This window comes from Pseudomonas frederiksbergensis, assembly GCF_900105495.1.
Classification (GTDB): Bacteria; Pseudomonadota; Gammaproteobacteria; order Pseudomonadales; family Pseudomonadaceae; genus Aquipseudomonas; species Aquipseudomonas frederiksbergensis.
Window position 1 is genome coordinate 1,993,808 of record NZ_FNTF01000002.1, and the last position, 23,160, is coordinate 2,016,967.

General features: G+C 60.4%; 21 protein-coding genes. 14 read left to right on the plus strand and 7 right to left on the minus strand.

Annotated elements, in window-relative coordinates; translation table 11 throughout:
• The first annotated feature begins 104 nt into the window (after positions 1-104).
• Positions 105-1,046, plus strand: a complete 942-nt coding sequence (locus BLW70_RS09425; protein ID WP_074873763.1) for an AEC family transporter — start codon at positions 105-107, stop codon at positions 1,044-1,046.
• 157 nt (positions 1,047-1,203) lie between these two features.
• Here the strand turns inward: BLW70_RS09425 and BLW70_RS09430 are convergent, their stop codons facing one another.
• From BLW70_RS09430 to gatC, 6 genes are all read right to left on the minus strand, one after another.
• Positions 1,204-1,584, minus strand: a complete 381-nt coding sequence (locus BLW70_RS09430) for a carboxymuconolactone decarboxylase family protein (protein WP_074873766.1) — start codon at positions 1,582-1,584, stop codon at positions 1,204-1,206.
• Positions 1,581-2,642: a calcium/sodium antiporter gene (locus tag BLW70_RS09435; RefSeq protein ID WP_074873767.1), complete on the minus strand. Its 1,062-nt coding sequence runs from the start codon at positions 2,640-2,642 to the stop codon at positions 1,581-1,583. Before BLW70_RS09435 ends, BLW70_RS09430 begins: the two co-directional genes overlap by 4 nt.
• Before the next feature lie 50 nt (positions 2,643-2,692).
• Positions 2,693-3,067 (minus strand): septal ring lytic transglycosylase RlpA family protein, encoded by a 375-nt coding sequence (locus BLW70_RS09440; protein WP_038978953.1) that lies wholly within the window; start codon positions 3,065-3,067, stop codon positions 2,693-2,695.
• 137 nt (positions 3,068-3,204) lie between these two features.
• Entirely contained in the window at positions 3,205-4,650 is a 1,446-nt protein-coding gene (gatB, locus tag BLW70_RS09445; RefSeq protein ID WP_074873768.1) for an Asp-tRNA(Asn)/Glu-tRNA(Gln) amidotransferase subunit GatB, read from the minus strand.
• A gap of 10 nt (positions 4,651-4,660) precedes the next feature.
• Entirely contained in the window at positions 4,661-6,112 is a 1,452-nt protein-coding gene (gene gatA, locus BLW70_RS09450) for an Asp-tRNA(Asn)/Glu-tRNA(Gln) amidotransferase subunit GatA (RefSeq protein ID WP_074873769.1), read from the minus strand.
• Between the two features lie 16 nt (positions 6,113-6,128).
• The gene (gene gatC / locus BLW70_RS09455) at positions 6,129-6,416 is read right to left on the minus strand and encodes an Asp-tRNA(Asn)/Glu-tRNA(Gln) amidotransferase subunit GatC (protein WP_074873770.1); all 288 of its coding nucleotides are present in this window, start codon (positions 6,414-6,416) and stop codon (positions 6,129-6,131) included.
• A 214-nt stretch (positions 6,417-6,630) separates the two neighbouring features.
• On the opposite strand from gatC, the gene mreB reads away from it, so the two are divergent.
• From mreB to tldD, 8 genes are all read left to right on the plus strand, one after another.
• Positions 6,631-7,668: a rod shape-determining protein MreB gene (gene mreB / locus BLW70_RS09460; protein WP_002555108.1), complete on the plus strand. Its 1,038-nt coding sequence runs from the start codon at positions 6,631-6,633 to the stop codon at positions 7,666-7,668.
• Between the two features lie 142 nt (positions 7,669-7,810).
• Entirely contained in the window at positions 7,811-8,968 is a 1,158-nt protein-coding gene (gene mreC, locus BLW70_RS09465; RefSeq protein WP_074873772.1) for a rod shape-determining protein MreC, read from the plus strand.
• Positions 8,968-9,459 carry a rod shape-determining protein MreD gene (gene mreD / locus BLW70_RS09470; RefSeq protein ID WP_074873774.1) on the plus strand — a complete coding sequence of 164 codons (492 nt, stop codon included), beginning with the start codon at positions 8,968-8,970 and terminating at the stop codon, positions 9,457-9,459. Before mreC ends, mreD begins: the two co-directional genes overlap by 1 nt.
• A 44-nt stretch (positions 9,460-9,503) precedes the next feature.
• Positions 9,504-10,100 (plus strand): Maf family protein, encoded by a 597-nt coding sequence (locus tag BLW70_RS09475; protein WP_074873776.1) that lies wholly within the window; start codon positions 9,504-9,506, stop codon positions 10,098-10,100.
• A 57-nt stretch (positions 10,101-10,157) separates the two neighbouring features.
• Entirely contained in the window at positions 10,158-11,615 is a 1,458-nt protein-coding gene (rng, locus tag BLW70_RS09480) for a ribonuclease G (RefSeq protein WP_074873778.1), read from the plus strand.
• 75 nt (positions 11,616-11,690) lie between these two features.
• Entirely contained in the window at positions 11,691-15,494 is a 3,804-nt protein-coding gene (locus BLW70_RS09485) for a YhdP family protein (RefSeq protein ID WP_074873779.1), read from the plus strand.
• A 234-nt stretch (positions 15,495-15,728) separates the two neighbouring features.
• Complete coding sequence (locus tag BLW70_RS09490) at positions 15,729-16,577, plus strand: carbon-nitrogen hydrolase family protein (RefSeq protein WP_074873781.1); 849 nt, start codon at positions 15,729-15,731, stop codon at positions 16,575-16,577.
• Between the two features lie 18 nt (positions 16,578-16,595).
• Complete coding sequence (gene tldD, locus BLW70_RS09495; RefSeq protein WP_074873783.1) at positions 16,596-18,038, plus strand: metalloprotease TldD; 1,443 nt, start codon at positions 16,596-16,598, stop codon at positions 18,036-18,038.
• Between the two features lie 48 nt (positions 18,039-18,086).
• Here tldD and yjgA read toward each other — a convergent pair whose 3' ends face one another.
• Positions 18,087-18,611, minus strand: a complete 525-nt coding sequence (gene yjgA, locus BLW70_RS09500; RefSeq protein ID WP_074873785.1) for a ribosome biogenesis factor YjgA — start codon at positions 18,609-18,611, stop codon at positions 18,087-18,089.
• A 108-nt stretch (positions 18,612-18,719) separates the two neighbouring features.
• Between yjgA and pmbA the strand changes: the two genes are divergently transcribed.
• The 5 genes from pmbA to BLW70_RS09525 all read left to right on the plus strand — a co-directional run bounded on the left by pmbA (position 18,720) and on the right by BLW70_RS09525 (position 23,146).
• On the plus strand, positions 18,720-20,066 hold the full coding sequence (gene pmbA, locus BLW70_RS09505; RefSeq protein WP_046045848.1) for a metalloprotease PmbA: 1,347 nt from the start codon (positions 18,720-18,722) through the stop codon (positions 20,064-20,066).
• Between the two features lie 246 nt (positions 20,067-20,312).
• A complete protein-coding gene (locus tag BLW70_RS09510; RefSeq protein WP_074873786.1) occupies positions 20,313-20,720 on the plus strand; it encodes a FagA protein in 408 nt (135 codons plus the stop codon).
• On the plus strand, positions 20,701-22,077 hold the full coding sequence (locus BLW70_RS09515) for a class II fumarate hydratase (protein WP_074873787.1): 1,377 nt from the start codon (positions 20,701-20,703) through the stop codon (positions 22,075-22,077). Before BLW70_RS09510 ends, BLW70_RS09515 begins: the two co-directional genes overlap by 20 nt.
• Before the next feature lie 27 nt (positions 22,078-22,104).
• The gene (locus BLW70_RS09520) at positions 22,105-22,533 is read left to right on the plus strand and encodes a hypothetical protein (protein ID WP_074873788.1); all 429 of its coding nucleotides are present in this window, start codon (positions 22,105-22,107) and stop codon (positions 22,531-22,533) included.
• Position 22,534: 1 nt separating this feature from the next.
• Positions 22,535-23,146: a superoxide dismutase gene (locus BLW70_RS09525; protein WP_074873789.1), complete on the plus strand. Its 612-nt coding sequence runs from the start codon at positions 22,535-22,537 to the stop codon at positions 23,144-23,146.
• Positions 23,147-23,160: the final 14 nt, after the last annotated feature.

A 23,160-nucleotide genomic window follows, 5' to 3' on the forward strand; every position in this document is an offset into this window, starting at 1 on the left:
CAGAGCGTCACAAGAGGCGTTCCCACGCAGAGCGTGGGAACGATCCGGGTGAAAGTGGCTTATCATTAGCCCCCTAACGACGCTCACCCAAGGTTATCCCCGGCATGCTGGCTATCTTCCTCGAAACCCTGAACATCACCGCGCCGGTGTTTGCCATGCTGTTTCTGGGGGTGTTGCTCAAGCGCATCGACTGGATCAACGACAACTTCATCCACACTGCGTCGGCCCTGGTGTTCAACGTCACCATGCCGGCGTTGCTGTTTCTGGGCATCCTGCATGCCGACCTGCACGCCGCGCTGCAACCGGCGCTGCTGATCTATTTCTCGCTCGCCACTCTGGCGTGTTTCGCCATCGCCTGGGGCTGGGCGATCTGGAAGTGCCCGCGCGAAGACCGAGGCATCTACACCCAAGGCGCGTTTCGCGGTAACAACGGGGTCATCGGGCTCGCGTTGGCCGCGAGCATGTACGGCGACTACGGGATTTCCCTCGGGGCGATTCTCGCGGCGTTGGTGATCCTGTTTTACAACACGCTCTCGACCATTGTGCTGGCGGTGTACAGCCCGGTGATCAAGTCCGACCCCTGGAGCATCTGCAAAAGCGTGATGGTCAACCCGCTGATCATCAGCGTGTTTGCCGCGGCGCCGTTTGCCTATTTCGAAATCGGTTTGCCGGGATGGCTGGAAAAGTCCGGCCAGTACCTGGCGCAAACCACCTTGCCGTTGGCGTTGATCTGCATCGGCGGCACGCTGTCGCTGGCAGCGCTGCGCAAAAGCGGCAACATGGCGCTGAGCTCAAGCTTGGTGAAGATGATCGGCCTGCCGATTCTGGCGACGCTGGGGGCGTGGCTGTGGGGCTTTCGGGGGGCGGAGCTGGGGATTCTGTTCTTGTACTTCGGCAGCCCGACCGCCGCGGCCAGTTTTGTCATGGCCCGTCAGGCCAATGGCAATCATGAACTGGCGGCAGCGATCATCGTGATCACCACGTTGATGGCGGCGGTCACCACCAACGTCGGGATCTTTTTGTTGCAGTGGGGTGGGTGGATTTAACCGACGGTTTTGCGGTGTTCTTCAGGGCCTCATCGCGGGCAAGCCCGCTCCCACAGTGATCTTTGGTGTTCACACAATTTGTGCAACAAAGGAGATCCCCTGTGGGAGCGGGCTTGCCCGCGATGGCGATAGTCCTGCCAGCACAAATGTCTGCTTGTTACTCCGGCTTCTGGTAGCTATCAATTACTTCCTGCGCCGCGCGAAACGCATCGATCGCCGCCGGCACACCGGCATACACCGCGCAATGCAGCAGCGCTTCACGAATCTCTTCCACGGTGCAGCCATTGTTCAGCGCACCGCGCACGTGGCCTTTCAATTCCTGCGGGCACTTCAGCGCGGTCAGCGCGGCGAGGGTGATCAGGCTGCGGGTTTTCAACGGCAGACCTTCACGGTTCCAGACCCCGCCCCAAGCGTGCTCGTTGACGAAATCCTGCAGCGGCTGGGTGAACTCGGTGGCGTTGCCCAAGGCGCGGTCGACGAAGGCGTCGCCCATCACTTGGCGTCGGACTTCAATCCCAGGCTTTTTATCAGTGCTCATGGCAATTCCCTCTTGTGGTGTTGGCGACGCCAGGCGCGCAGCGAGGTGAACAGCAAAAACGCCCCCAGCGCCGGCAGGACGAAAAACAGCATCAGGTGTTCAAGCTTGCCGGCCAGCGGCATGCCGGTGGTGAACGACACCACGTGCAGCCCATAGGCCAGGTACAAACCCAAAAACAGCAGACCTTCGGCGCGAGTCACCCGATAACCGGAATAGAACACCGGCAGGCACAGCACCGCGACGCCAAGCATCACCGGCAAGTCGAAATCCAGGGCGTTGGGCGATACCGACAGCGGCGACGGCGCGATCAACGCGGTAAGCCCGAGCACGCCCAAGAGATTGAACAGGTTGCTGCCGATCACGTTGCCCACGGCGATGTCGCGCTCACCACGCAAGGCGGCGATCAACGAGGTCGCCAGTTCCGGCAGGGAGGTGCTGACGGCGACGATGGTCAGGCCGATGATCCGCTCCGACAACCCCAGATCAGTCGCAACCGAAACCGCTGCGCCCAACAGCAAGTGCCCGGCATAGACCAGCATCGCCAATCCCGCGACGATCATCAGCAGACTGCTGATCCATGGTGCTTGCGGGACTTCGTGGCGGGTCGATTGCGGACGGGTCGAATGCCGCGACTGGCGCAACAACAGGCCTAGATACAGCGCCATCGCCGCCAGCAGCATCACGCCATCGGCGCGGGTCAGTTCTTCGTTCCACGCCAATACGAACACCAAAAGACTGGCGCCGATCATCAGCGGAATATCCAGGCGCACCAGCTGCCGTGAAACCCGTAGCGGGATGATCAGCGCCGAGAGCCCGAGTGTGACGAGGATGTTGAAGATGCTACTGCCGATCACGCTGCCGACGGCGATGTCAGCGTTCTGCGCCAGGGTCGCTTGCAGGCTGACAGCCATTTGCGGCGCGCTGCTGCCGAGGGCGACGATGGTCAGGCCGATAATCAGCGGTCGTACATGCAAACGTGCGGCGAGGCGCACAGCGGCGCGCACCATCAGCTCGGCGCCGGCGATCAGCAACAGCAAGCCGCTGAGCAATTCAATCACGCTGATCAGGGGTATATCGGCAAGTCCGAAAATGGTCAGCGCTCCGTCTATCAGTCGTCGAGGGCTTGCACGCGAACCTTCGCGGTGCCACTGCGCAACATGCCCAACTGTTCGGCCGCTTCGCGTGAAACATCGATCAGGCGCCCACGTGAGTATGGCCCGCGGTCGTTGACGCGCACCACGCAGGATCTGTCGTTATTGAGGTTGGTAATCTTCACCCGGGTGCCGAACGGCAACTGGCGATGAGCGGCGGTCAGGCCGTGCTGGTTGAAACGCTCGCCGCTGGCGGTGCGTTTGCCATGGTGTTTGGCGCCGTAATACGAAGCTACGCCGGTCTTGTCGTAGCCGTGTGGATCAACAATATCCGTGCTGGCGCAACCGGCCAGCAGAGAGAGCAGGGCGCAGGCACTGAGCAGACGCTTCATAAACTGTATCCCAGAAACAAATGTGGGAGCGGGCTTGCCCGCGATGGCAATGTATCTGATACACCGCCATCGCGGGCAAGCCCGCTCCCACAGGGTTTGAGTCGGACACAACATCCCACCCGCACCATTGATAGCAATCAGCCTTCGAGCTTGCTTTTCAGCAGTTCGTTGACCTGTTGCGGGTTGGCCTTGCCTTTGGACGCTTTCATGGCCTGGCCGACGAAGAAGCCGAACATCTTGCCGCGTTTGGCTTCGTCTGCCGCGCGGTATTGTTCAACCTGTTCGGCGTTGGCCGCGAGCATTTCGTCCAACACTGCCGAGATCGCGCCGGTGTCGGTCACTTGCTTCAGGCCGCGCTTGTCGATGATCTCGTCCGCGCTGCCTTCGCCGTTGGCCATGGCTTCAAACACCACTTTGGCGATTTTGCCGGAGATGGTGTTGTCGGTGATGCGCAACAGCATGCCGCCCAGTTGCTCGGCCGAGACCGGCGACTGGTCGATGTCCAGGCCCTGTTTGTTCAACAGGCTGCCCAGTTCAACCATCACCCAGTTGGCCGCCAGTTTGGCGTCGCCGCCGATGCTCGCGACTTTCTCGAAGTAATCGGCTTGCTCGCGGCTGGTGGCCAGGACGCTGGCGTCGTAGACCGACAGACCGAACTGCGCCTGGAAGCGCTCGCGTTTCTGTGGTGGCAATTCCGGCAGGGTGGCGCGCACGTCGTCGAGGAACGAGTTCTCGATGACCACAGGCAGCAGGTCCGGATCGGGGAAGTAACGGTAGTCGTTGGCTTCCTCTTTGCTACGCATCGGACGGGTTTCGTCCTTGTTCGGATCGTACAGACGGGTCTGCTGGATCACCCGGCCGCCGTCTTCGATCAGCTCGATCTGACGTTGCACTTCGGTGTTGATCGCCTTCTCGATGAAGCGGAACGAGTTGACGTTCTTGATCTCGCAGCGCGTGCCGAACTCAACCTGGCCTTTCGGGCGGATCGACACGTTGCAGTCGCAGCGCAGCGAGCCTTCGGCCATGTTTCCGTCGCAGATGCCCAGGTAACGGACCAGCGCGTGGACCGCCTTGACGTAAGCCACGGCTTCCTTGGCGCTGCGCATGTCCGGCTCGGAGACGATTTCCAGCAGCGGTGTGCCGGCACGGTTCAGGTCGATGCCAGTGGCACCGTTGAACTCTTCGTGCAGGCTTTTACCGGCGTCTTCTTCCAGGTGCGCGCGGGTGATGCCGACGCGCTTGACCGTGCCGTCTTCCAGCGCGATGTCCAGGTGGCCTTTGCCAACGATCGGCAATTCCATCTGGCTGATCTGGTAGCCCTTGGGCAGGTCCGGGTAGAAATAGTTTTTACGGGCGAACACGTTGTGCTGGCCGATCTCGGCATCGATCGCCAGACCGAACATCACCGCCATGCGCACCGCTTCCTGGTTCAGCACCGGCAATACGCCGGGCATGCCGAGGTCAACCAGGCTGGCCTGGGTGTTCGGCTCGGAACCGAAGGTGGTGGAGCTACCGGAAAAGATTTTCGACCGGGTAGTGAGCTGGGTATGAATCTCCAGCCCGATCACGACTTCCCATTGCATGTGTTTCTCCTCAGAAGCCGGTTGGGGTGCGGGTGTGCCAGTCAGTGTTCAACTGATACTGGTGCGCAACATTGAGCAAACGGCCTTCCTGGAAGTACGGGGCGAGCAATTGCACGCCGACCGGCAGACCATCGACAAAACCGGCTGGCATGGACAAGCCCGGCAGGCCGGCGAGGTTGGCGGTGATGGTGTAGACGTCTTCCAGGTACGCAGCAACCGGGTCGCTGCTTTTGGCGCCAAGCTTCCAGGCCGGGTTTGGCGTGGTTGGGCCGAGGATGATGTCGACCTCATTGAAGGCCGCCATGAAGTCGTTCTTCACCAGGCGGCGAATCTTCTGCGCCTTCAGGTAGTAAGCGTCGTAGTAACCAGCGGACAACGCGTAGGCGCCGACCATGATCCGGCGCTGCACTTCCGGGCCGAAACCTTCGCCACGGGAACGCTTGTACAGGTCTTCCAGGTTTTTCGGGTCTTCGCAGCGATAGCCGAAACGCACACCGTCGAAACGTGACAGGTTGGAAGACGCTTCTGCCGGAGCGATCACGTAGTACGCAGGGATCGCGTGTTGCATGTTCGGCAGGCTGATTTCCTTGACCACGGCACCGAGCTTTTTCAGCTCTTCGACACTGGCCATGACCAGGTCGGCGATGCGCGGGTCGAGACCGGCGCTGAAATACTCTTTAGGCACGCCGATGCGCAGGCCTTGCAGCGAACCGTTGAGGCCGGCGCTGTAATCCGGCACGGGCTCGTCGATGCTGGTGGAGTCTTGCGGGTCGAAACCGGCCATGCCTTGCAGCAGGATCGCGCAGTCTTCGGCGGTGCGGGCCAATGGGCCGCCCTGATCGAGACTGGACGCGTAGGCGATCATGCCCCAGCGCGAAACGCGACCGTATGTCGGTTTCAGACCGGTCAGGTTGGTAAACGCGGCGGGCTGGCGGATCGAGCCGCCGGTGTCGGTCGCCGTGGCGGCCGGCAACAGGCGAGCGGCCACGGCCGCGGCCGAACCACCGGACGAACCGCCGGGCACGTGTTCCAGGTTCCACGGGTTTTTCACTGCGCCGTAGTAGCTCGACTCGTTGGCCGAACCCATGGCGAATTCGTCCATGTTGGTCTTGCCCAAGGTCACGGCACCCGCGGCGGCCAACTTGGCAACGACAGTGGCGTCGTACGGTGCTTTGAAGTTGTCGAGCATCTTCGAGCCGCAGCTGGTGCGGATGCCCTGGGTGCAGAACAGGTCTTTGTGGGCAATCGGCGCACCGAGCAGGGCGCCGCTCTCACCATTGGCCCGGCGTGCATCAGCGGCTTTCGCCTGCTGGAGCGCGAGGTCTTCGGTGAGGCTGATGAAACTGTTGAGCTGCGGATCGAGCTGGGCGATACGCGCCAGCAGGGTTTTGGTCAGCTCTTCGGAAGAAAACTTTTTATCGGCGAGACCGCGGGCGATCTCGGCCAGAGTCAATTGATGCATTGCAGGCTCTTTCCCTTTAGTCGATGACTTTCGGAACCAGGTACAGGCCGTTTTCGACCGCTGGTGCGATGGACTGATAAGCCTCGCGATGATTGGTCTCGGTCACGACGTCCGCACGCAGGCGCTGGCTGGCTTCCAGTGGGTGGGCGAGCGGCTCGATACCGTCGGTATTGACCGCTTGCATTTCGTCGACCAGCCCCAGAATGCTGTTCAGGGCCGAAGTGATGTGTGGAAGATCGGCATCATCAAGGCCAAGACAGGCCAAATGAGCGATTTTTTCCACGTCGGAGCGTTCAAGCGTCATGGGATTCTCCAGTGGAAGGAAAACAGAACGGATGCTATCCGTGTGTTAGATTGTCGGAACACTACCGCATTTCTACGGTCATAAGGCCGCGATTGTGGGGGTTGGTGCACAGAAAAGCGGCCAATTTAACATATTGGCGCCTTGCCCAAAATCCCTGTCGTTGTTAGAGTTTGCCGCACTTTTTTACCCACGCGTTGCCTAGGGTCCTTTCCCCATGTTCAAGAAACTGCGTGGCATGTTTTCCAGCGATCTTTCCATTGACCTGGGCACTGCCAACACCCTTATTTACGTGCGCGAGCGCGGAATCGTTCTGAATGAGCCATCGGTTGTGGCTATTCGGACACACGGTAACCAGAAAAGTGTCGTTGCTGTCGGCACCGAGGCCAAGCGCATGCTCGGCCGTACACCGGGCAACATTGCTGCCATTCGTCCGATGAAGGATGGCGTGATCGCCGACTTCAGCGTTTGCGAAAAGATGCTGCAGTACTTTATCAACAAGGTTCACGAAAACAGTTTCCTGCAGCCTAGCCCTCGTGTGCTGATCTGTGTTCCATGCAAGTCCACCCAGGTTGAGCGTCGTGCCATCCGTGAGTCGGCCCTCGGTGCCGGTGCCCGTGAAGTGTTCCTGATCGAAGAGCCAATGGCGGCTGCGATCGGTGCCGGCCTTCCGGTTGAAGAAGCTCGCGGTTCGATGGTTGTCGATATCGGTGGCGGTACCACTGAAATCGCACTGATCTCCCTGAACGGTGTGGTTTACGCTGAATCCGTACGGGTTGGCGGCGACCGCTTCGACGAAGCGATCATCACTTACGTGCGTCGCAACTACGGCAGCCTGATCGGCGAATCCACTGCCGAGCGCATCAAACAGGAAATCGGTACTGCCTACCCGGGCGGCGAAGTTCGCGAAGTCGACGTTCGCGGCCGTAACCTGGCCGAAGGCGTTCCGCGCGCATTCACCCTGAACTCCAATGAAGTGCTGGAAGCTCTGCAAGAGTCCCTGGCCACCATCGTTCAGGCCGTGAAAAGTGCACTGGAGCAATCGCCTCCGGAACTGGCTTCCGATATCGCCGAGCGTGGTCTGGTACTGACCGGTGGTGGCGCCTTGCTGCGTGACCTCGACAAGTTGCTAGCCCAGGAAACCGGTCTGCCGGTGATCGTTGCCGAAGACCCGCTGACCTGCGTTGCTCGCGGCGGTGGCCGTGCGTTGGAAATGATGGATAAACACACCATGGATCTGCTTTCCAGCGAATAAGTCGCCGGATCGCCTCTATGCTGTTGGCGCGCAGGCAGCACTTTGCAGTGCTGCCTGTTGGCGTTTATCTTCTGTCAGTCTGCATCCAGGCCGGTTTGATGCCGTATGAATAAAGAGAACATTTGCCTGGGAGGAGCGGCTTATTAAACCGCTTTTCACCAAAGGGCCTTCACTGGGCGTGCGCTTGTTGGTGCTGGTCGTGCTATCGGTCGCACTGATGGTGGTCGATGCCCGCTTCACACTGCTCAAGCCAGTGCGTAGCCAAATGTCGCTGGCACTGATGCAGTCTTACTGGATCACTGACCTGCCGCAGCGGCTATGGCAGGGTGTGGCCAGCCAATTTGGCAGCCGGACCGAGCTCGTCGCCGAAAACGAAAAACTCAAAACCGAAAACCTGCTGTTGCAGGGCCGCATGCAAAAGCTTGCCGCCCTCACCGAGCAGAACGTTCGGCTGCGCGAGTTGCTCAACTCCTCCGCGCTGGTCAACGAGAAGGTCGAAGTGGCCGAACTGATCGGCATGGACCCCAACCCCTTCACCCACCGCATCATCATCAACAAAGGTGAGCGCGACGGTGTGGTCCTCGGTCAGCCGGTGCTCGATGCCCGTGGCCTGATGGGCCAGGTGGTCGAGTTGATGCCGTACACCTCTCGTGTGCTGTTGCTGACTGACACCACTCACAGCATTCCGGTGCAGGTGAACCGCAACGGTCTGCGGGCGATTGCCAGCGGCACCGGCAACCCGGAACGCCTGGAGCTGCGTCACGTGGCCGATACCGCCGATATCAAGGAAGGCGATCTGCTGGTCAGCTCCGGTCTGGGTCAGCGGTTTCCGGCGGGTTACCCGGTGGCGACGGTCAAGGAAGTGATTCACGATTCCGGTCAGCCGTTCGCAATCGTGCGCGCCGTGCCGACCGCCGCCTTGAACCGCAGCCGTTATCTGTTGCTGGTGTTCACCGACGGCCGCACAGCCGAAGAGCGCGCCAACGAAGCTGCCCAGGCTCAAGAAGCCTTGGACCAGCACGGTGGTGGCCCGATCATTCCAGCGACAGTACCGAAACCTGCCATCGTCCCGGCTGCTGTTGCTGCGCCCGTGACCCCGGTGGCGCCCACCGCTACCCCGGCTGCCGCAACCCCGCCCAAACCTGCGGCAACTCATCCTGTCGCTGTGAAACCTGCCGCCAGCAAGCCGCCCGCGGCGCAACCTGCGGCGGCTAAACCGCCGGCCACGCCAGCCGCTGCTGTGAGGCCTGCTGCCAAACCGCCTGTTTCTGCGCCGGCTACCACTGGGGGACGAGAATAATGGTTGGTGCTACTGCCTCCCGAAATGGCTGGATAGTCTGGCTGACATTCGCCATAGGCCTGCTGCTCAGCGTTTCGCCGCTGCCGCAATTTATGGAGATCCTCCGTCCACTGTGGCTGGCCTTGCTGCTGGCATTCTGGGCGTTGGCCATGCCGCAGAAAGTCGGGATGGTCACCGCGTGGTGCCTGGGCCTGGCCGAAGACGTGCTTTATGGCACGCTGCTGGGCCAGAACGCGTTGATCCTGACGCTGATCACGTACCTGGTGCTGGCGCTGCAACAGCGCCTGCGCATGTTCCCGATGTGGCAACAGAGCCTGGTGATCCTGGTGATCTTCGGCCTCGCGCAGCTTGTTCAACTGTGGCTCAGCGCCCTGACCGGCAATCGTCAGCCGACGCTGGCGCTGGTCTTGCCGGCACTGGTCAGCGCATTGCTCTGGCCCTGGATCAGCTACGGTTTGCGCGGCTTGCTTCGACGCTACAAAATCAATTAATTCGGTCAGGCATTTGCCCGCACCTCGACAAGGGAGATGTCTTGATGAAACAGCTTTACCTTGCCTCAGGCTCACCGCGTCGACGTGAGCTGCTCACGCAGATCGGCGTGCCGTTCTCCGCCGTCAGTGCGGACATCGATGAAACCCCTATGGAAAATGAGACCCCGTCGGCCTATGTCGAGCGCCTGGCGCGCGGCAAGGCCGAGGCCGGACGCGGCGCGCTCGTGTCCGACGCAGATTCTTGCGTGCTGGGCGCCGATACCGCTGTGGTGCTGGACGGGAAAATTCTCGGCAAGCCGGTGGACGAAGCCGAAGCGTGCGCCATGCTTATGATGTTGTCCGGGTGTGAGCATGAAGTCCTGACGGCGATCGCGGTACTCGACGGTGAGCGTTGCGAGTCTCGGGTGGTGCGCAGTCTGGTGCGCTTTCGCCACATCAGTCGCGCCGAAGCGGTGGCCTACTGGGCCAGCGGCGAGCCGCAGGACAAGGCTGGCAGCTACGGCATTCAAGGGCTCGGCGCGGTGTTTGTCGCCGGCCTCAATGGCAGTTACTCGGCGGTGGTCGGGTTACCGCTGTGCGAAACCGCTGAGCTGCTCGGCCATTTCGGCATACCCTGTTGGCAAACCCTTAACGCGCGTTGAGCGTCGTACTGACAAGATGCGGCCATTATCGTGAACATGCCTGAACGAGACCCTGCCATGAGTGAAGAGATCCTGATCAACATCACGCCGATGGAATCGCGCGTGGCGGTGGTTGAAAACGGTGTTCTGCAAGAGGTCCACGTCGAGCGCACGCAAAAGCGCGGGATCGTCGGCAACATCTATAAAGGCAAGGTCGTGCGGGTATTGCCGGGCATGCAGGCGGCCTTCGTCGACATCGGCCTGGACCGCGCCGCTTTCATTCATGCCTCGGAAATCTCCCTGCGCGAAGGCCCGGCGGTCGAGAGCATCAGCGCTCTGGTCCACGAAGGCCAGAGTCTGGTGGTGCAAGTCACCAAGGACCCGATCGGCTCAAAAGGCGCACGCCTGACGACTCAGTTGTCGATTCCATCGCGTTATCTGGTGTACATGCCGCGCACCGCACACGTTGGCATTTCGTTGAAGATCGAAGACGAAGCCGAGCGCGAACGTCTCAAACAAGTGGTCACCGATTGCGTGGCCAAAGAAGGTATTCAAGAAGTCGGTGGTTTCATCCTGCGTACCGCTGCCGAAGGAGCTGGTGCCGATGAAATCCTCATGGACATTCGCTACCTGCGTCGTCTCTGGGATCAGATCAACGAGCAGATCAAAACCATCAGCGCGCCAAGCGTGATCTACGAAGACCTTGGCCTGGCGCTGCGCACCCTGCGTGACCTGGTGAGCCCGAAGATCGAGAAGATCCGGATCGACTCCCGGGAAACCTTCCAGAAAACCACACAGTTCGTCGCCGAGCTGATGCCGGAAATCGCCGATCGTCTTGAGCATTACCCTGGCGAACGGCCGATTTTCGACCTGTACGGCGTCGAAGACGAAATCCAGAAAGCCCTGGAACGCAAAGTCCCGCTGAAGTCCGGCGGTTACCTGGTGGTCGATCCGGCGGAGGCCATGAGCACCATCGACGTCAACACCGGGGCGTTCGTCGGTCATCGCAATCTCGAAGAAACCATTTTCAAGACCAACCTCGAAGCCGCGACCGCCATTGCTCGCCAGCTGCGCCTGCGCAACCTGGGCGGGATCATCATCATCGACTTCATCGACATGGAAGATGAAGAACACCAGCGTCAGGTGCTGCGCACCCTCGAGAAGCAACTGGAGCGCGATCACGCCAAGACCAACATCATCGGCATTACCGAGTTGGGCCTGGTGCAGATGACTCGCAAGCGCACCCGCGAAAGTCTTGAACAAGTACTGTGCGAACCGTGCAGCAGCTGTCAGGGACGCGGCAAGCTGAAGACGCCGGAAACCGTTTGCTACGAGATTTTCCGCGAAATCCTCCGAGAAGCTCGCGCCTATCAGGCCGAAGGCTATCGTGTATTGGCAAACCAGAAAGTGGTCGACCGTTTGCTCGATGAAGAATCGGGCAATGTCGCCGAACTCGAAGGTTTTATCGGACGCACCATCCGGTTCCAGGTGGAAACCATGTATTCCCAGGAACAATACGACGTGGTGCTGCTCTGAATCGCTGTCTTTCAACCCGGACAGAACGGCTGGCCTCAGCTTTTTGCAGTTTTTTTGCCATGGGAGCCAACTGACATGGAGCGTCTGACACGCATTTTAGCCGCACTGACCCGCTGGGGGCTGGGGCTGTGTGCGTTGGTGTTGGTGTCGTTGGCGTTATACGTCAGCCTCGGCCGAGAGCTGACCCCGCTGGTGGCCGAGTACCGTGCCGAAGTAGAAGCCAAAGCCAGCGCGGCCTTGGGCATGCCGCTGAACATCGGCGAGCTGGAAGGTAGCTGGAGCGGTTTTGCTCCGATCATGCTGGCTCACGACGTGATGGTCGGTGAGGGCGCCAATGCCCTGCGTCTGGATCAGGTGCGCGTGGTGCCGGATCTGTGGGCCAGTCTGATGGCTCGTGAAGTGCGCGTCGCTCATCTGGAACTCAGCGGCCTGAAGATCAGCCTCAAGGAAGGCGAGGACGGCCATTGGGCGCTGGAAGGTTTACCGGTGCAGCAGGATCAGCCGCTGGATCCTGAGCAATTGCTCAATCGCATGCAGATGGTTCAGCAACTGTCGGTACTCGATAGCCAAGTCACTTTGCAGCCACTGCAAGAGCAACCGCTGACCCTGACTTACGTCGGACTGAGTCTGAAAACCGGCGTCTCCCGCCAGCGACTCGACGCCCGTTTGACCCTGCCTGACGGGCAACCGGTGGCCATCAGCCTGCGTACCCGTCTGCGCGCCAGCGAATGGAAAGACGGCGAGGCTGAAGCTTATTTGAGCCTGCCGCAAAGCGACTGGTCGAAATGGTTGCCTGAGCGCCTGACCCAACAATGGAATTTTTCCGAGTTCAAGGCCGGCGGCGAGCTTTGGGTGAACTGGAACAAGGGCGCCCTGCAGAGTGCGGCGATTCGCTTGAACGCGCCGCAACTCAAGGGCGCGTACGCCGAACGCAAGCCGATCCAGATCAACAACCTGGCGCTCAACGGCTATTTCCAGCGCAGTTCCGAAGGCGCACTGATCACCCTGGATTCGCTGGCCATGAACCTTGGCGAGACCCGTTGGGAATCGCATCTGCAACTCAAACAGACCAAGGCCACAGAAAAGTCTGAAGAGCTTTGGCACCTGCAAGCCGACCGCCTCGACCTCACCCCGATCACCCCGATATTGAATGCCTTGGGACCGCTGCCCGAAGGCGTTGCTACGGCCGTCGAGCGACTCAAAGTGACCGGTGGCCTGCGTAATGTGCTGATCGACTTCCGACCCAATGCCACCGACGACAGCAAATTCAGCTTTGCCGCCAACCTGGATCGGGTCGGCTTCGATGCCTACCACGGCGCTCCGGCGGCGCGAAATGTCAGTGGCAGCATCAGCGGTGATCTGGGCAGTGGTGAACTGCGTATGGACAGCAAGGACTTTTCCCTGCACCTGGACCCGATTTTTGCCAAACCATGGCAGTACATTCAGGCCAATGCCCGTCTGACCTGGAAACTCGACAAACAAGCTTTCACCTTGATCGCGCCGTATCTGAAGGTGCTGGGCGAGGAGGGCAAGATTGCTGGCGACTTCCTGATCCGCCTGCATTTCGACCACACCCAGGAAGACTACATGGACCTACGGGTCGGTCTGGTGGACGGCGACGGTCGTTACACCGCCAAGTACTTGCCGACGATGCTCAGCCCCGGGCTGGACGAATGGCTGCGTACGGCGATTCTCAAAGGTGCGGTGGACGAAGGCTTCTTCCAGTACCAGGGTTCGCTGAACCATGGGGCCGCCGACACAGCCCGCAGCATCAGCCTGTTCTTCAAGGTTCACGATGCCGAACTGGCCTTCCAGCCAGGCTGGCCACATGTCAGTAATGTCACGGGTGACGTATTTGTTGAAGACAGCGGTGTGCGGATCCTGGCCAGCAAGGGCCAACTGCTCAATACCCAGGTCAATGACATTTACGTCAATATTCCCCGTGCGCCAGCGGGGCAAAGCGTCCATCTTTTCCTCGATGGCGGATTTGCCGGCGGGTTGGGCGATGGCCTGAAGATTCTCCAGGAAGCGCCGATCGGCACCGCCGCCACCTTTGCCGGCTGGGAAGGCGAGGGCGATCTGCGAGGCAAACTGAAACTGGACATTCCATTGGTCAAAGGCGAACAGCCAAAGATCCTCGTCGACTTCAAGACCGCCAAGGCTCGCCTGAAACTGGCTGAGCCAACCCTGGAGCTGACTCAGCTCAAGGGCGATTTCCGTTTCGACAGCACCAAGGGTTTGAGCGGGCAAAACATCACCGCGCGAGCCTTTGATAAACCGGTTAGCGCACAGATTTTCGCCGAGGGCAGCCCCGGCAACCTTAAGACTCGCGTCGTCGGCTCGGGGCAGGTCGAGGTCAAGAAACTGACTGAGTGGCTGAGTGTTACTCAGCCGTTGCCAGTGTCCGGTGTGATTCCTTATCAGCTGCAACTGAACCTTGACGGGGCCGACAGTCAATTGATGGTCAGCTCCAACCTGAAGGGCGTAGCAGTCGATTTGCCGGCGCCTTTCGGCATGACGGCCGATGTCGGCCGCGACACCACGTTCCGCATGACCCTGCAGGGGGCGGAGCGGCGCTACTGGGTCAACTACGGTGAGCTGGCTAACTTTACGTTTGCGGCACCGCCCGGCAATTTTGCCGATGGGCGCGGCGAGTTGTTCCTGGGGGGCGGCAATGCCGTGCTACCTGGCGCTAAAGGCTTGCGAGTGCGCGGTGTGCTGTCGGAACTGGATGTCCGCCCCTGGAAGGACCTGGTCGACAAATACGCCGGCCAGGATCCGGGCGGCAACGCCAAGCAGTTGCTGAGCAGCGCGGACTTCAAGGTCGGCAAACTCAGCGGTGTCGGCACCACGCTCGATCAGGCGTCGGTGCAGTTGAACCGCAAACCTGCCGCGTGGGCTTTGCAACTCGACAGTCAGCAGGTCAAGGGCAGTGCCGGCATCCCCGACGCGAAAGGCGCGCCCATTGCGATCAATCTGCAATACGTGCGTTTGCCGGCACCAGACCCCACGGTCCTGGCTGACGAAAACTCGCCGGATCCACTGGCCTCGGTGGATCCGACGAAGATCCCGGCACTGGATATCACCATCAATCAGCTGTTCCAGGGCAAGGACCTCGTCGGAGCGTGGTATCTGAAAGTCCGTCCGACCGCCAAGGGCATTGCGCTTAACACGCTGGATCTGGGCCTCAAGGGCATTCTCCTGCAGGGCAGCGGCGGTTGGGAAGGTGTGCCCGGTTCCAGCATCAGTTGGTACAAGGGCCGGATCAGCGGCAAGAATCTCGCCGATGTGTTGAAGGGCTGGGGTTATGCGCCAAGTGTCACCAGTGAAGAGTTTCATATGGATGTCGATGGTCGCTGGCCGGGTTCTCCGGCCTGGCTGGCCAGCAAGCGGTTCTCCGGCACCCTTGATGCATCGCTCAAAAAAGGCCAGTTCGTTGAAGTCGAGGGCAGCGCCCAGGCCTTGCGGGTATTTGGCCTGCTGAACTTCAACTCCATTGGTCGTCGGCTGCGACTGGACTTCTCCGATCTGTTCGGCAAAGGCTTGAGTTATGACCGGGTCAAAGGCCTGCTCGTCGCGACCAACGGCGTTTACGTGACCAAGGAGCCGATCCAGATGACCGGTCCGTCGAGTAATGTTGAACTCAACGGCACTTTGAACCTGGTGGGTGACCAGATCGATGCCAAGTTGCTGGTGACGTTGCCTGTGACCAACAACCTGCCGATTGCCGCCCTGATCGTCGGCGCACCGGCTATTGGTGGTGCGCTGTTCCTGATCGATAAGCTGATCGGTGACCGTGTGGCGCGTTTCGCCAGCGTCCAATACACGGTCAAGGGGCCGTGGAAAGAGCCGAAGATCACCTTCGACAAGCCTTTTTGACTGTCTTTTTGAAAAGCCATGCACGGGGCCGATGGAGTAGCATGACCACACAGAGCGGCGCAGATCTCCTGTAGCAGCTGGCGAAGCCTGCGTTCGGCTGCGCAGCAGTCGTAAAATCAGACACCGCGGTCTTTCAGATAAACCGTGCATCCCGGATTTACGACTGCTGCGCAGCCGAACGCAGGCTTCGCCAGCTGCTACAGGGCGGTGTACAGATTTCAAGAAGGAAAGGCCATGTCTGTAGCGGTGATTCAAATGGTCAGCCAGAGCGATGTGCTGGCCAATCTGGCCAAGGCCCGTCGGCTGCTCGAGCAAGCGGCAGCCGGTGGTGCGCAACTGGCTGTGCTTCCGGAAAATTTCGCCGCCATGGGCCGTCGCGACATTGCCGACATCGGCCGCGCCGAGGCGTTGGGCGAAGGCCCGATCCTGCCATGGTTGAAACAGGCCGCCCGTGACCTCAAGTTATGGATCGTGGCCGGCACATTGCCGTTGCCGCCGGTGGATCAACCGACGGCCAAAGTGCATGCCTGCTCGCTGCTGGTGGATGATCACGGCGAAACCGTTGCACGGTATGACAAAGTGCACCTTTTCGATGTCGATGTGGCGGACAATCGCGGGCGTTATCGCGAATCCGATGACTATGCTTATGGCAGCGGGGTAGTCGTGGCGGACACGCCCGTCGGTCGAGTCGGGCTGACGGTGTGTTACGACCTGCGCTTCCCGGAGCTGTACAGCGAATTACGCGCCGCCGGTGCAGAGTTGATTACCGCGCCGTCGGCCTTTACCGCGGTGACCGGCGCAGCGCATTGGGAAATACTGATTCGCGCGCGGGCCATCGAAACCCAATGTTATGTGCTCGCGGCCGCCCAGGGTGGGACGCATCCGGGGCCACGAGAAACCTTTGGTCATGCCGCGATTATCGACCCGTGGGGACGTGTGCTGGCGCAACAGGATCAAGGCGAGGCCGTGCTGCTGGCCGAACGCGATAGCAGCGAACAGGCGTCCATCAGGGCGCGGATGCCGGTGTCCAGTCACCGGCGCTTTTTCTCGCAGGGCGCCCGGCGACCTGCCTCAGAACGATGAATTTAAGGCGTAAAGCATATGAGCGAGTTGTTGTCCTCAGTCAGTGAACACCTCCTGGCGCCCGGCGGCGTAACCATCGAGAGCCTGCAAGGTGTGCTTGGCGATCTGGCCGGCCCGGGCATCGATGCGGCCGACCTGTATTTCCAGGGGCAGATTTCCGAGTCGTGGGCGCTGGAAGACGGGATCGTCAAGGAAGGCAGCTTCAATCTCGACCAAGGTGTCGGTGTGCGTGCGCAATCGGGTGAGAAAACCGGTTTTGCCTACAGCAATGCCATTACCCTCGAAGCCCTCGGCGCCGCGGCCCGTGCTGCACGTTCGATCTCCCGCGCCGGTCAGAACGGCGCGGTGCAAGCCTTCACCACTCAGGATGTCGCCCAGTTGTACGGGCCGGATAATCCACTGGAAGTGATGAGCCGTGCCGAGAAGGTCGAACTGCTCAAGCGTATCGACGTCGCGACTCGCGCCCTCGACCCGCGTATCCAGCAAGTCACCGTAAGCATGGCCGGCGTCTGGGAACGAATCCTCGTGGCCTCGACCGACGGCGGCCTGGCTACCGATGTACGGCCGCTGGTACGTTTTAACGTCAGCGTGATCGTCGAGCAGAACGGTCGCCGTGAGCGCGGCGGTCATGGCGGTGGCGGTCGTACCGATTACCGTTATTTCCTCAGCGATGACCGCGCCATGAGCTATGCCCGTGAAGCGCTGCGTCAGGCGTTGGTGAATCTGGAAGCCATCCCTGCGCCGGCCGGCACGTTGCCGGTGGTATTGGGTTCGGGCTGGTCCGGCGTGCTGCTGCACGAAGCGGTCGGCCATGGTCTGGAAGGCGATTTCAACCGCAAGGGCAGTTCGGCCTACAGCGGGCGCATGGGCGAAATGGTTGCGTCCAAGCTCTGCACCATCGTCGATGATGGCACGCTGGCCGGTCGTCGCGGCTCCCTGAGCGTCGATGATGAAGGCACGCCGACCGAGTGCACGACGTTGATCGAAAACGGCGTACTCAAAGGCTATATGCAGGACAAACTCAACGCCCGCCTGATGGGCGTGGCCCGTACTGGCAACGGTCGTCGCGAATCCTACGCGCATCTGCCAATGCCGCGCATGACCAACACCTACATGCTGGCGGGCGAAAGCGACCCGGCAGAAATCATCGCCTCGGTGAAACGCGGCATCTACTGCGCCAACCTCGGCGGCGGGCAGGTGGACATCACCAGCGGCAAATTCGTGTTCTCCACCAGCGAGGCGTACCTAATCGAAGACGGCAAGATCACGGCCCCGGTCAAGGGCGCGACATTGATCGGTAACGGTCCGGAAGCGATGAGCAAGGTGTCGATGGTCGGTAACGATCTGGCGCTGGACAGCGGCGTAGGGACGTGTGGCAAGGATGGGCAGTCGGTGCCGGTGGGTGTCGGCCAGCCAACGCTGAAAATCGATGCGATCACTGTGGGTGGCACAGGATCTTGAGGGATGGAGCTTCGGGTGAACCGCTTGGCGGCTCACCCGAGAAGGGACTTAACGCAGACCGCGTTGAGTCTCGTCCAGCTCACGGATGTACTTGAAGATTTTACGGCTCGATGCCGGTGGCTTGTTGGTCGCCAGTTCGTGCTGGGCCTGACGGATCAGGGAGCGCAATTGTTGACGATCAGCCTCCGGGAAGTCGACCACGAACTTCTCCAGGACCGCATCGTCGCCCGCGATCAAGCGATCGCGCCAGCGTTCCAGGCCATGGAAACGTTCGTTGTACTGCCGAGTGGAGGCATCGAGTTGATCGAGCAGCGTCAGAATGGCGTCAGTGTCCTGATCGCGCATCAGTTTGCCGATGAACATAAGGTGCCGTTTACGCGCGATATTCGCGGTGTGCTTGGGCGCATCAGCCAGTGCCCGGCGCATAGCGTCGGTCAACGGCAGTTTTGCCAGCAAGTCAGGCTTGAGCGTTGTAAGGCGCTCGCCGAGGTCAACCAGAGCATGAAGCTCGCGTTTAACCTGGGATTTGCTTTTTTCTCCCGTATCGAGGGAGTCGTCGTAAGAATCAACCATGGTGGCCGTCCGCAAAGAAACGCCGCCATGATAACCAGTCGGGGGCCGCTTGTCCGGCCCGGTCGCTCGAAGGCCCTAGCCGAAAGCAGAATTTGAGTGGAGAACAGCATGAGTGCAGTTGAAAGCGTCGGCCCACAAGCGTTGCCGGCACTGCAAGAACAAGTCGAGCAGATCATCGCTGAAGCCAAGCGCCAGGGCGCCAGTGCCTGTGAAGTGGCGGTGTCCCTGGAGCAGGGCCTTTCCACCTCCGTGCGTCAGCGTGAAGTCGAAACCGTCGAATTCAACCGCGATCAGGGCTTTGGCATCACCTTGTATGTCGGTCAGCGAAAAGGTTCGGCCAGCACGTCCGCCAGCGGTCCGGAGGCGATTCGCGAAACCGTCGCCGCCGCCCTGGCCATCGCCAAGCACACGTCGGAAGACGAAGCTTCGGGCCTGGCAGACGCCGCCCTGATGGCCAAGGATCTGCAGGATTTCGACCTGTTCCACCAATGGGACATCACCCCGGAGCAAGCCATCGAGCAGGCCCTGGCCTGTGAAGCGGCGGCGTTCGCCACGGACAGCCGGATCAAGAACGCCGACGGCACCACCCTCAGCACCCATCAGGGCTGCCGTGTCTACGGCAACAGCCACGGTTTTATTGGCGGTTACGCGTCGACCCGGCACAGCCTGAGCTGCGTAATGATCGCCGAGGCCGACGGCCAGATGCAGCGCGATTACTGGTACGACGTGAACCGTCAGGGCAATTTGCTGGCCTCTCCGGAGAGCATCGGCCAGCGTGCCGCGCAACGGGCGGCGAGCCGTCTGGGCGCACGTCCGGTTCCGACCTGCGAAGTGCCGGTGCTGTTTTCCGCGGAGTTGGCCGGTGGCTTGTTCGGCAGTTTCCTCTCGGCGATTTCCGGCGGCAGTCTGTATCGCAAATCCTCGTTCCTGGAAGGGACGCTGGGGCAGAAACTGTTCCCGGAATGGCTGACCATCGATGAGCGTCCGCACCTGATGCGAGCCATGGGCAGTTCTGCATTCGATGGTGATGGGCTGGCCACTTACGCCAAGCCGTTCGTCGAAAAAGGCGAGTTGGTTTCCTACATTCTCGGCACGTACTCCGGCCGTAAGCTTGGAATGCCGAGTACCGCCAACGCTGGCGGCGTGCACAACCTGTTCGTCACCCATGGCGACGAAGACCAGGCAGCCTTGCTGCGCCGCATGGGACGCGGCCTGCTGGTGACTGAATTGATGGGCCAGGGCCTGAACATGGTCACTGGCGATTACTCCCGTGGGGCGGCGGGTTACTGGGTCGAGAACGGCGAAATCCAGTTTGCGGTCCAGGAAGTGACCATCGCCGGCAACATGCGTGACATGTTCAAGCAGATCGTTGCGGTTGGTAATGACCTGGAACTGCGCAGCAACATTCGTACAGGTTCGGTGCTGATCGAGCGGATGACGGTGGCGGGTAGCTAACCCGTACCGACACACAAAAAGGCGTGCCACCCATTGGGTGGCGCGCCTTTTTTTATTGTTGCTGCACGATCCCCTGTGGGAGCGGGCTTGCTCGCGAAGGGGACTTCACATCCAAAATTTTGTTGGCTGGTAAACCGCCTTCGCGAGCAAGCCCGCTCCCACAATAAGCACTGAGCGTTTTGCTACTCTTGTGTTGGTTCTCATTATCATCTAATAATAAATCTCATTACCGAATGAGCCCGGATCATGAGTTCTGCCTTGCACGAGCAGCCTTACCTCGAAAGCTGGCGCTGGATGAGTCGCCAGATCCGTTGCGCGATGGACCCTGATGAACCTCGCCTGATCGAACATTACCTGGCTGAAGGCCGGTATCTCGCCTGCTGCACGGCAACCTCGCCCTGGACAATCGCCGAAACTTCTTTCCGTCTGTTGCTCGACACCGCCGCCGATGTCGCGCTGCCCTGGCACTGGCGAACCTACTGCCTGGATCAGGCCTGGCGGCCGTTGCGCGATCTGGAACGCCTCTCATTGTGCAAGTGTCGCCTCAAGCGCTGGCAGAGCTACACCTGGCAACTGGCGACCTGCGAGTTGCAGCCCTCGATTCCTCTCATAGAACTGGTGCAAGGATTTACAGATGACCAAGACTCGTATTGAGCGCGACAGCATGGGCGAGCTCCAGGTCCCGGTGGACGCCCTTTATGGCGCGCAGACCCAGCGTGCGGTGGATAACTTCCCCATCAGCGGCAAACCGATGCCCGTGCAGTTCATTCGTGCGCTGATCCTGGCGAAAGCCGCCGCTGCCCGAGCCAACGTCGAGCTCAAGCAAATCAGCGAGTCCCAGGGCAAAGCCATCGTCGATGCGGCACTGGGCCTGCTTCAGGACGACTTCATGCAGCACTTCCCGGTGGATATTTTCCAGACCGGTTCCGGCACCAGTTCGAACATGAACGCCAACGAAGTGATCGCCACCCTGGCCAGCCGCCTGCTCGGTGAGCCGGTGAACCCCAACGATCACGTGAATTGCGGCCAAAGCAGCAACGACATCATCCCGACCACCATCCATGTCAGTGCTGCGTTGGCGTTGCATGAGCAATTGTTGCCGGCACTGGTGGGTCTGGTTCAGGTGATCGAGCGCAAGGCCGATGAGGTTCATCACCACGTCAAAACCGGCCGCACTCACCTGATGGACGCCATGCCGGTGCGCATGAGCCAGGTGCTCAACGGTTGGGCGCAGCAGCTCAAGGCCAACATCGGTCATCTGAACGATTTGCTGCCGAGTCTGCAATCCCTGGCTCAGGGCGGCACGGCGGTGGGCACAGGGATCAACGCTCACCCACAATTCGCAGCGCGTTTCAGTGAGCAACTGAGCAAGCTGACCCAGGTGCAATTCAAACCGGGTGAGGATCTGTTTGCGCTGATCGGCTCTCAGGACACGGCGGTCAGTGTTTCCGGTCAGCTCAAGGCCACGGCCGTTTCGCTGATGAAAATCGCCAACGACCTGCGCTGGATGAACTCCGGCCCGTTGGCCGGTCTTGGTGAAATCGAGCTCGAAGCCTTGCAGCCGGGTTCTTCGATCATGCCTGGCAAGGTCAACCCGGTGATCCCGGAAGCGACCGCCATGGTCGCCGCACAGGTCATCGGTAACGACACGGTTATCACCATCGCCGGTCAATCGGGCAATTTCGAGCTGAACGTGATGCTGCCGATCATCGCCCAGAACCTGCTGAGCAGCATCGAGTTGCTGGCCAACTCCAGCCATTTGCTGGGTGAAAAAGCCATCGCCAGCTTCAAGGTCAACGAAGCCAGGCTCAAGGAAGCGTTGTCGCGTAACCCGATTTTGGTCACCGCACTCAACCCGATCATTGGTTACCAAAAAGCCGCGGAGATCGCCAAGAAGGCCTATCAACAAGGCCGGCCGGTGATCGATGTCGCTCTGGAACACACCGACCTGACGCGCAGCCAACTGGAAGAGTTACTCAATCCAGAGAAGCTCACCGCAGGCGGCGTGTAATCACCGCTACCGCTTTGGAGGCTCACCATGGAGCACTGGAAACGCACGATCGAAAGGGCTAATCGTTGTTTCATGCTGGGCGAACTGGTCGATGCCCGCGAGGCTTACTTGCAGGCATTGGCCCTGGCCCAGGTGTTATTCGAGCGCTGGGCGGATGCCGACGAAGCGGTGGCGGCCTGCGTGATTTCCCACCACAACCTGGCAGACCTGCATTTGCGTCTGAACCAGCCGGAGGAGAGCGCCGAGTACCTGTGCGCCATCCATCAGCGATTGTTGCAGACCATGCAGGACCCACGACTGGCGCCCGCCCTGCGTGAAGCAGCGTTGCGCCAGAGCAGCAAAACCTACGTCGAGCTGCTGAATTTCATCAGCGAACACGGCGAATACCCGCGTACGCATCGACTGCTGCACATCGATGCCGCCTCACCTGTGCCCCTACATCACGGAGTTCATTGAAATGGCTTTTACCTTGCCTGCCTTGCCCTACGCCTACGATGCCCTGGAACCGCACATCGATGCGCAGACCATGGAAATCCACTACACCAGGCACCACCAGACCTACATCAACAACCTCAACGCTGCGGTTGAAGGCACCGAGTTTGCCGAATGGCCGGTGGAGAAACTGGTGTCTGCGGTCCAGCAGCTGCCGGAGAAGCTGCGCGCGGCGGTGATTAATCAGGGCGGCGGGCACGCGAACCATTCGCTGTTCTGGAAAGTAATGGCGCCCAACGGCGGCGGCGAGCCCGAAGGCTCACTGGCGGCGGCGATCGACGAGCAACTGGGCGGCTTGAGCAGCTTCAAGGAAGCCTTCACCAAAGCCGCGCTGACTCGTTTCGGCAGCGGCTGGGCGTGGCTCAGTGTGACGCCGCAAAAGACGCTGGTCGTTGAAAGCAGCGGCAATCAGGACAGTCCATTAATGAACGGCAATACGCCCATCCTCGGCCTGGATGTCTGGGAGCACGCGTATTACCTGCAATACCAGAACCGTCGCCCGGAATACATCAACGCGTTCTACAACGTGATCAATTGGCCTGAAGTCGCTACGCGCTATCAGGCTGCACTGGTTTAAGACTTCTGCAAAAG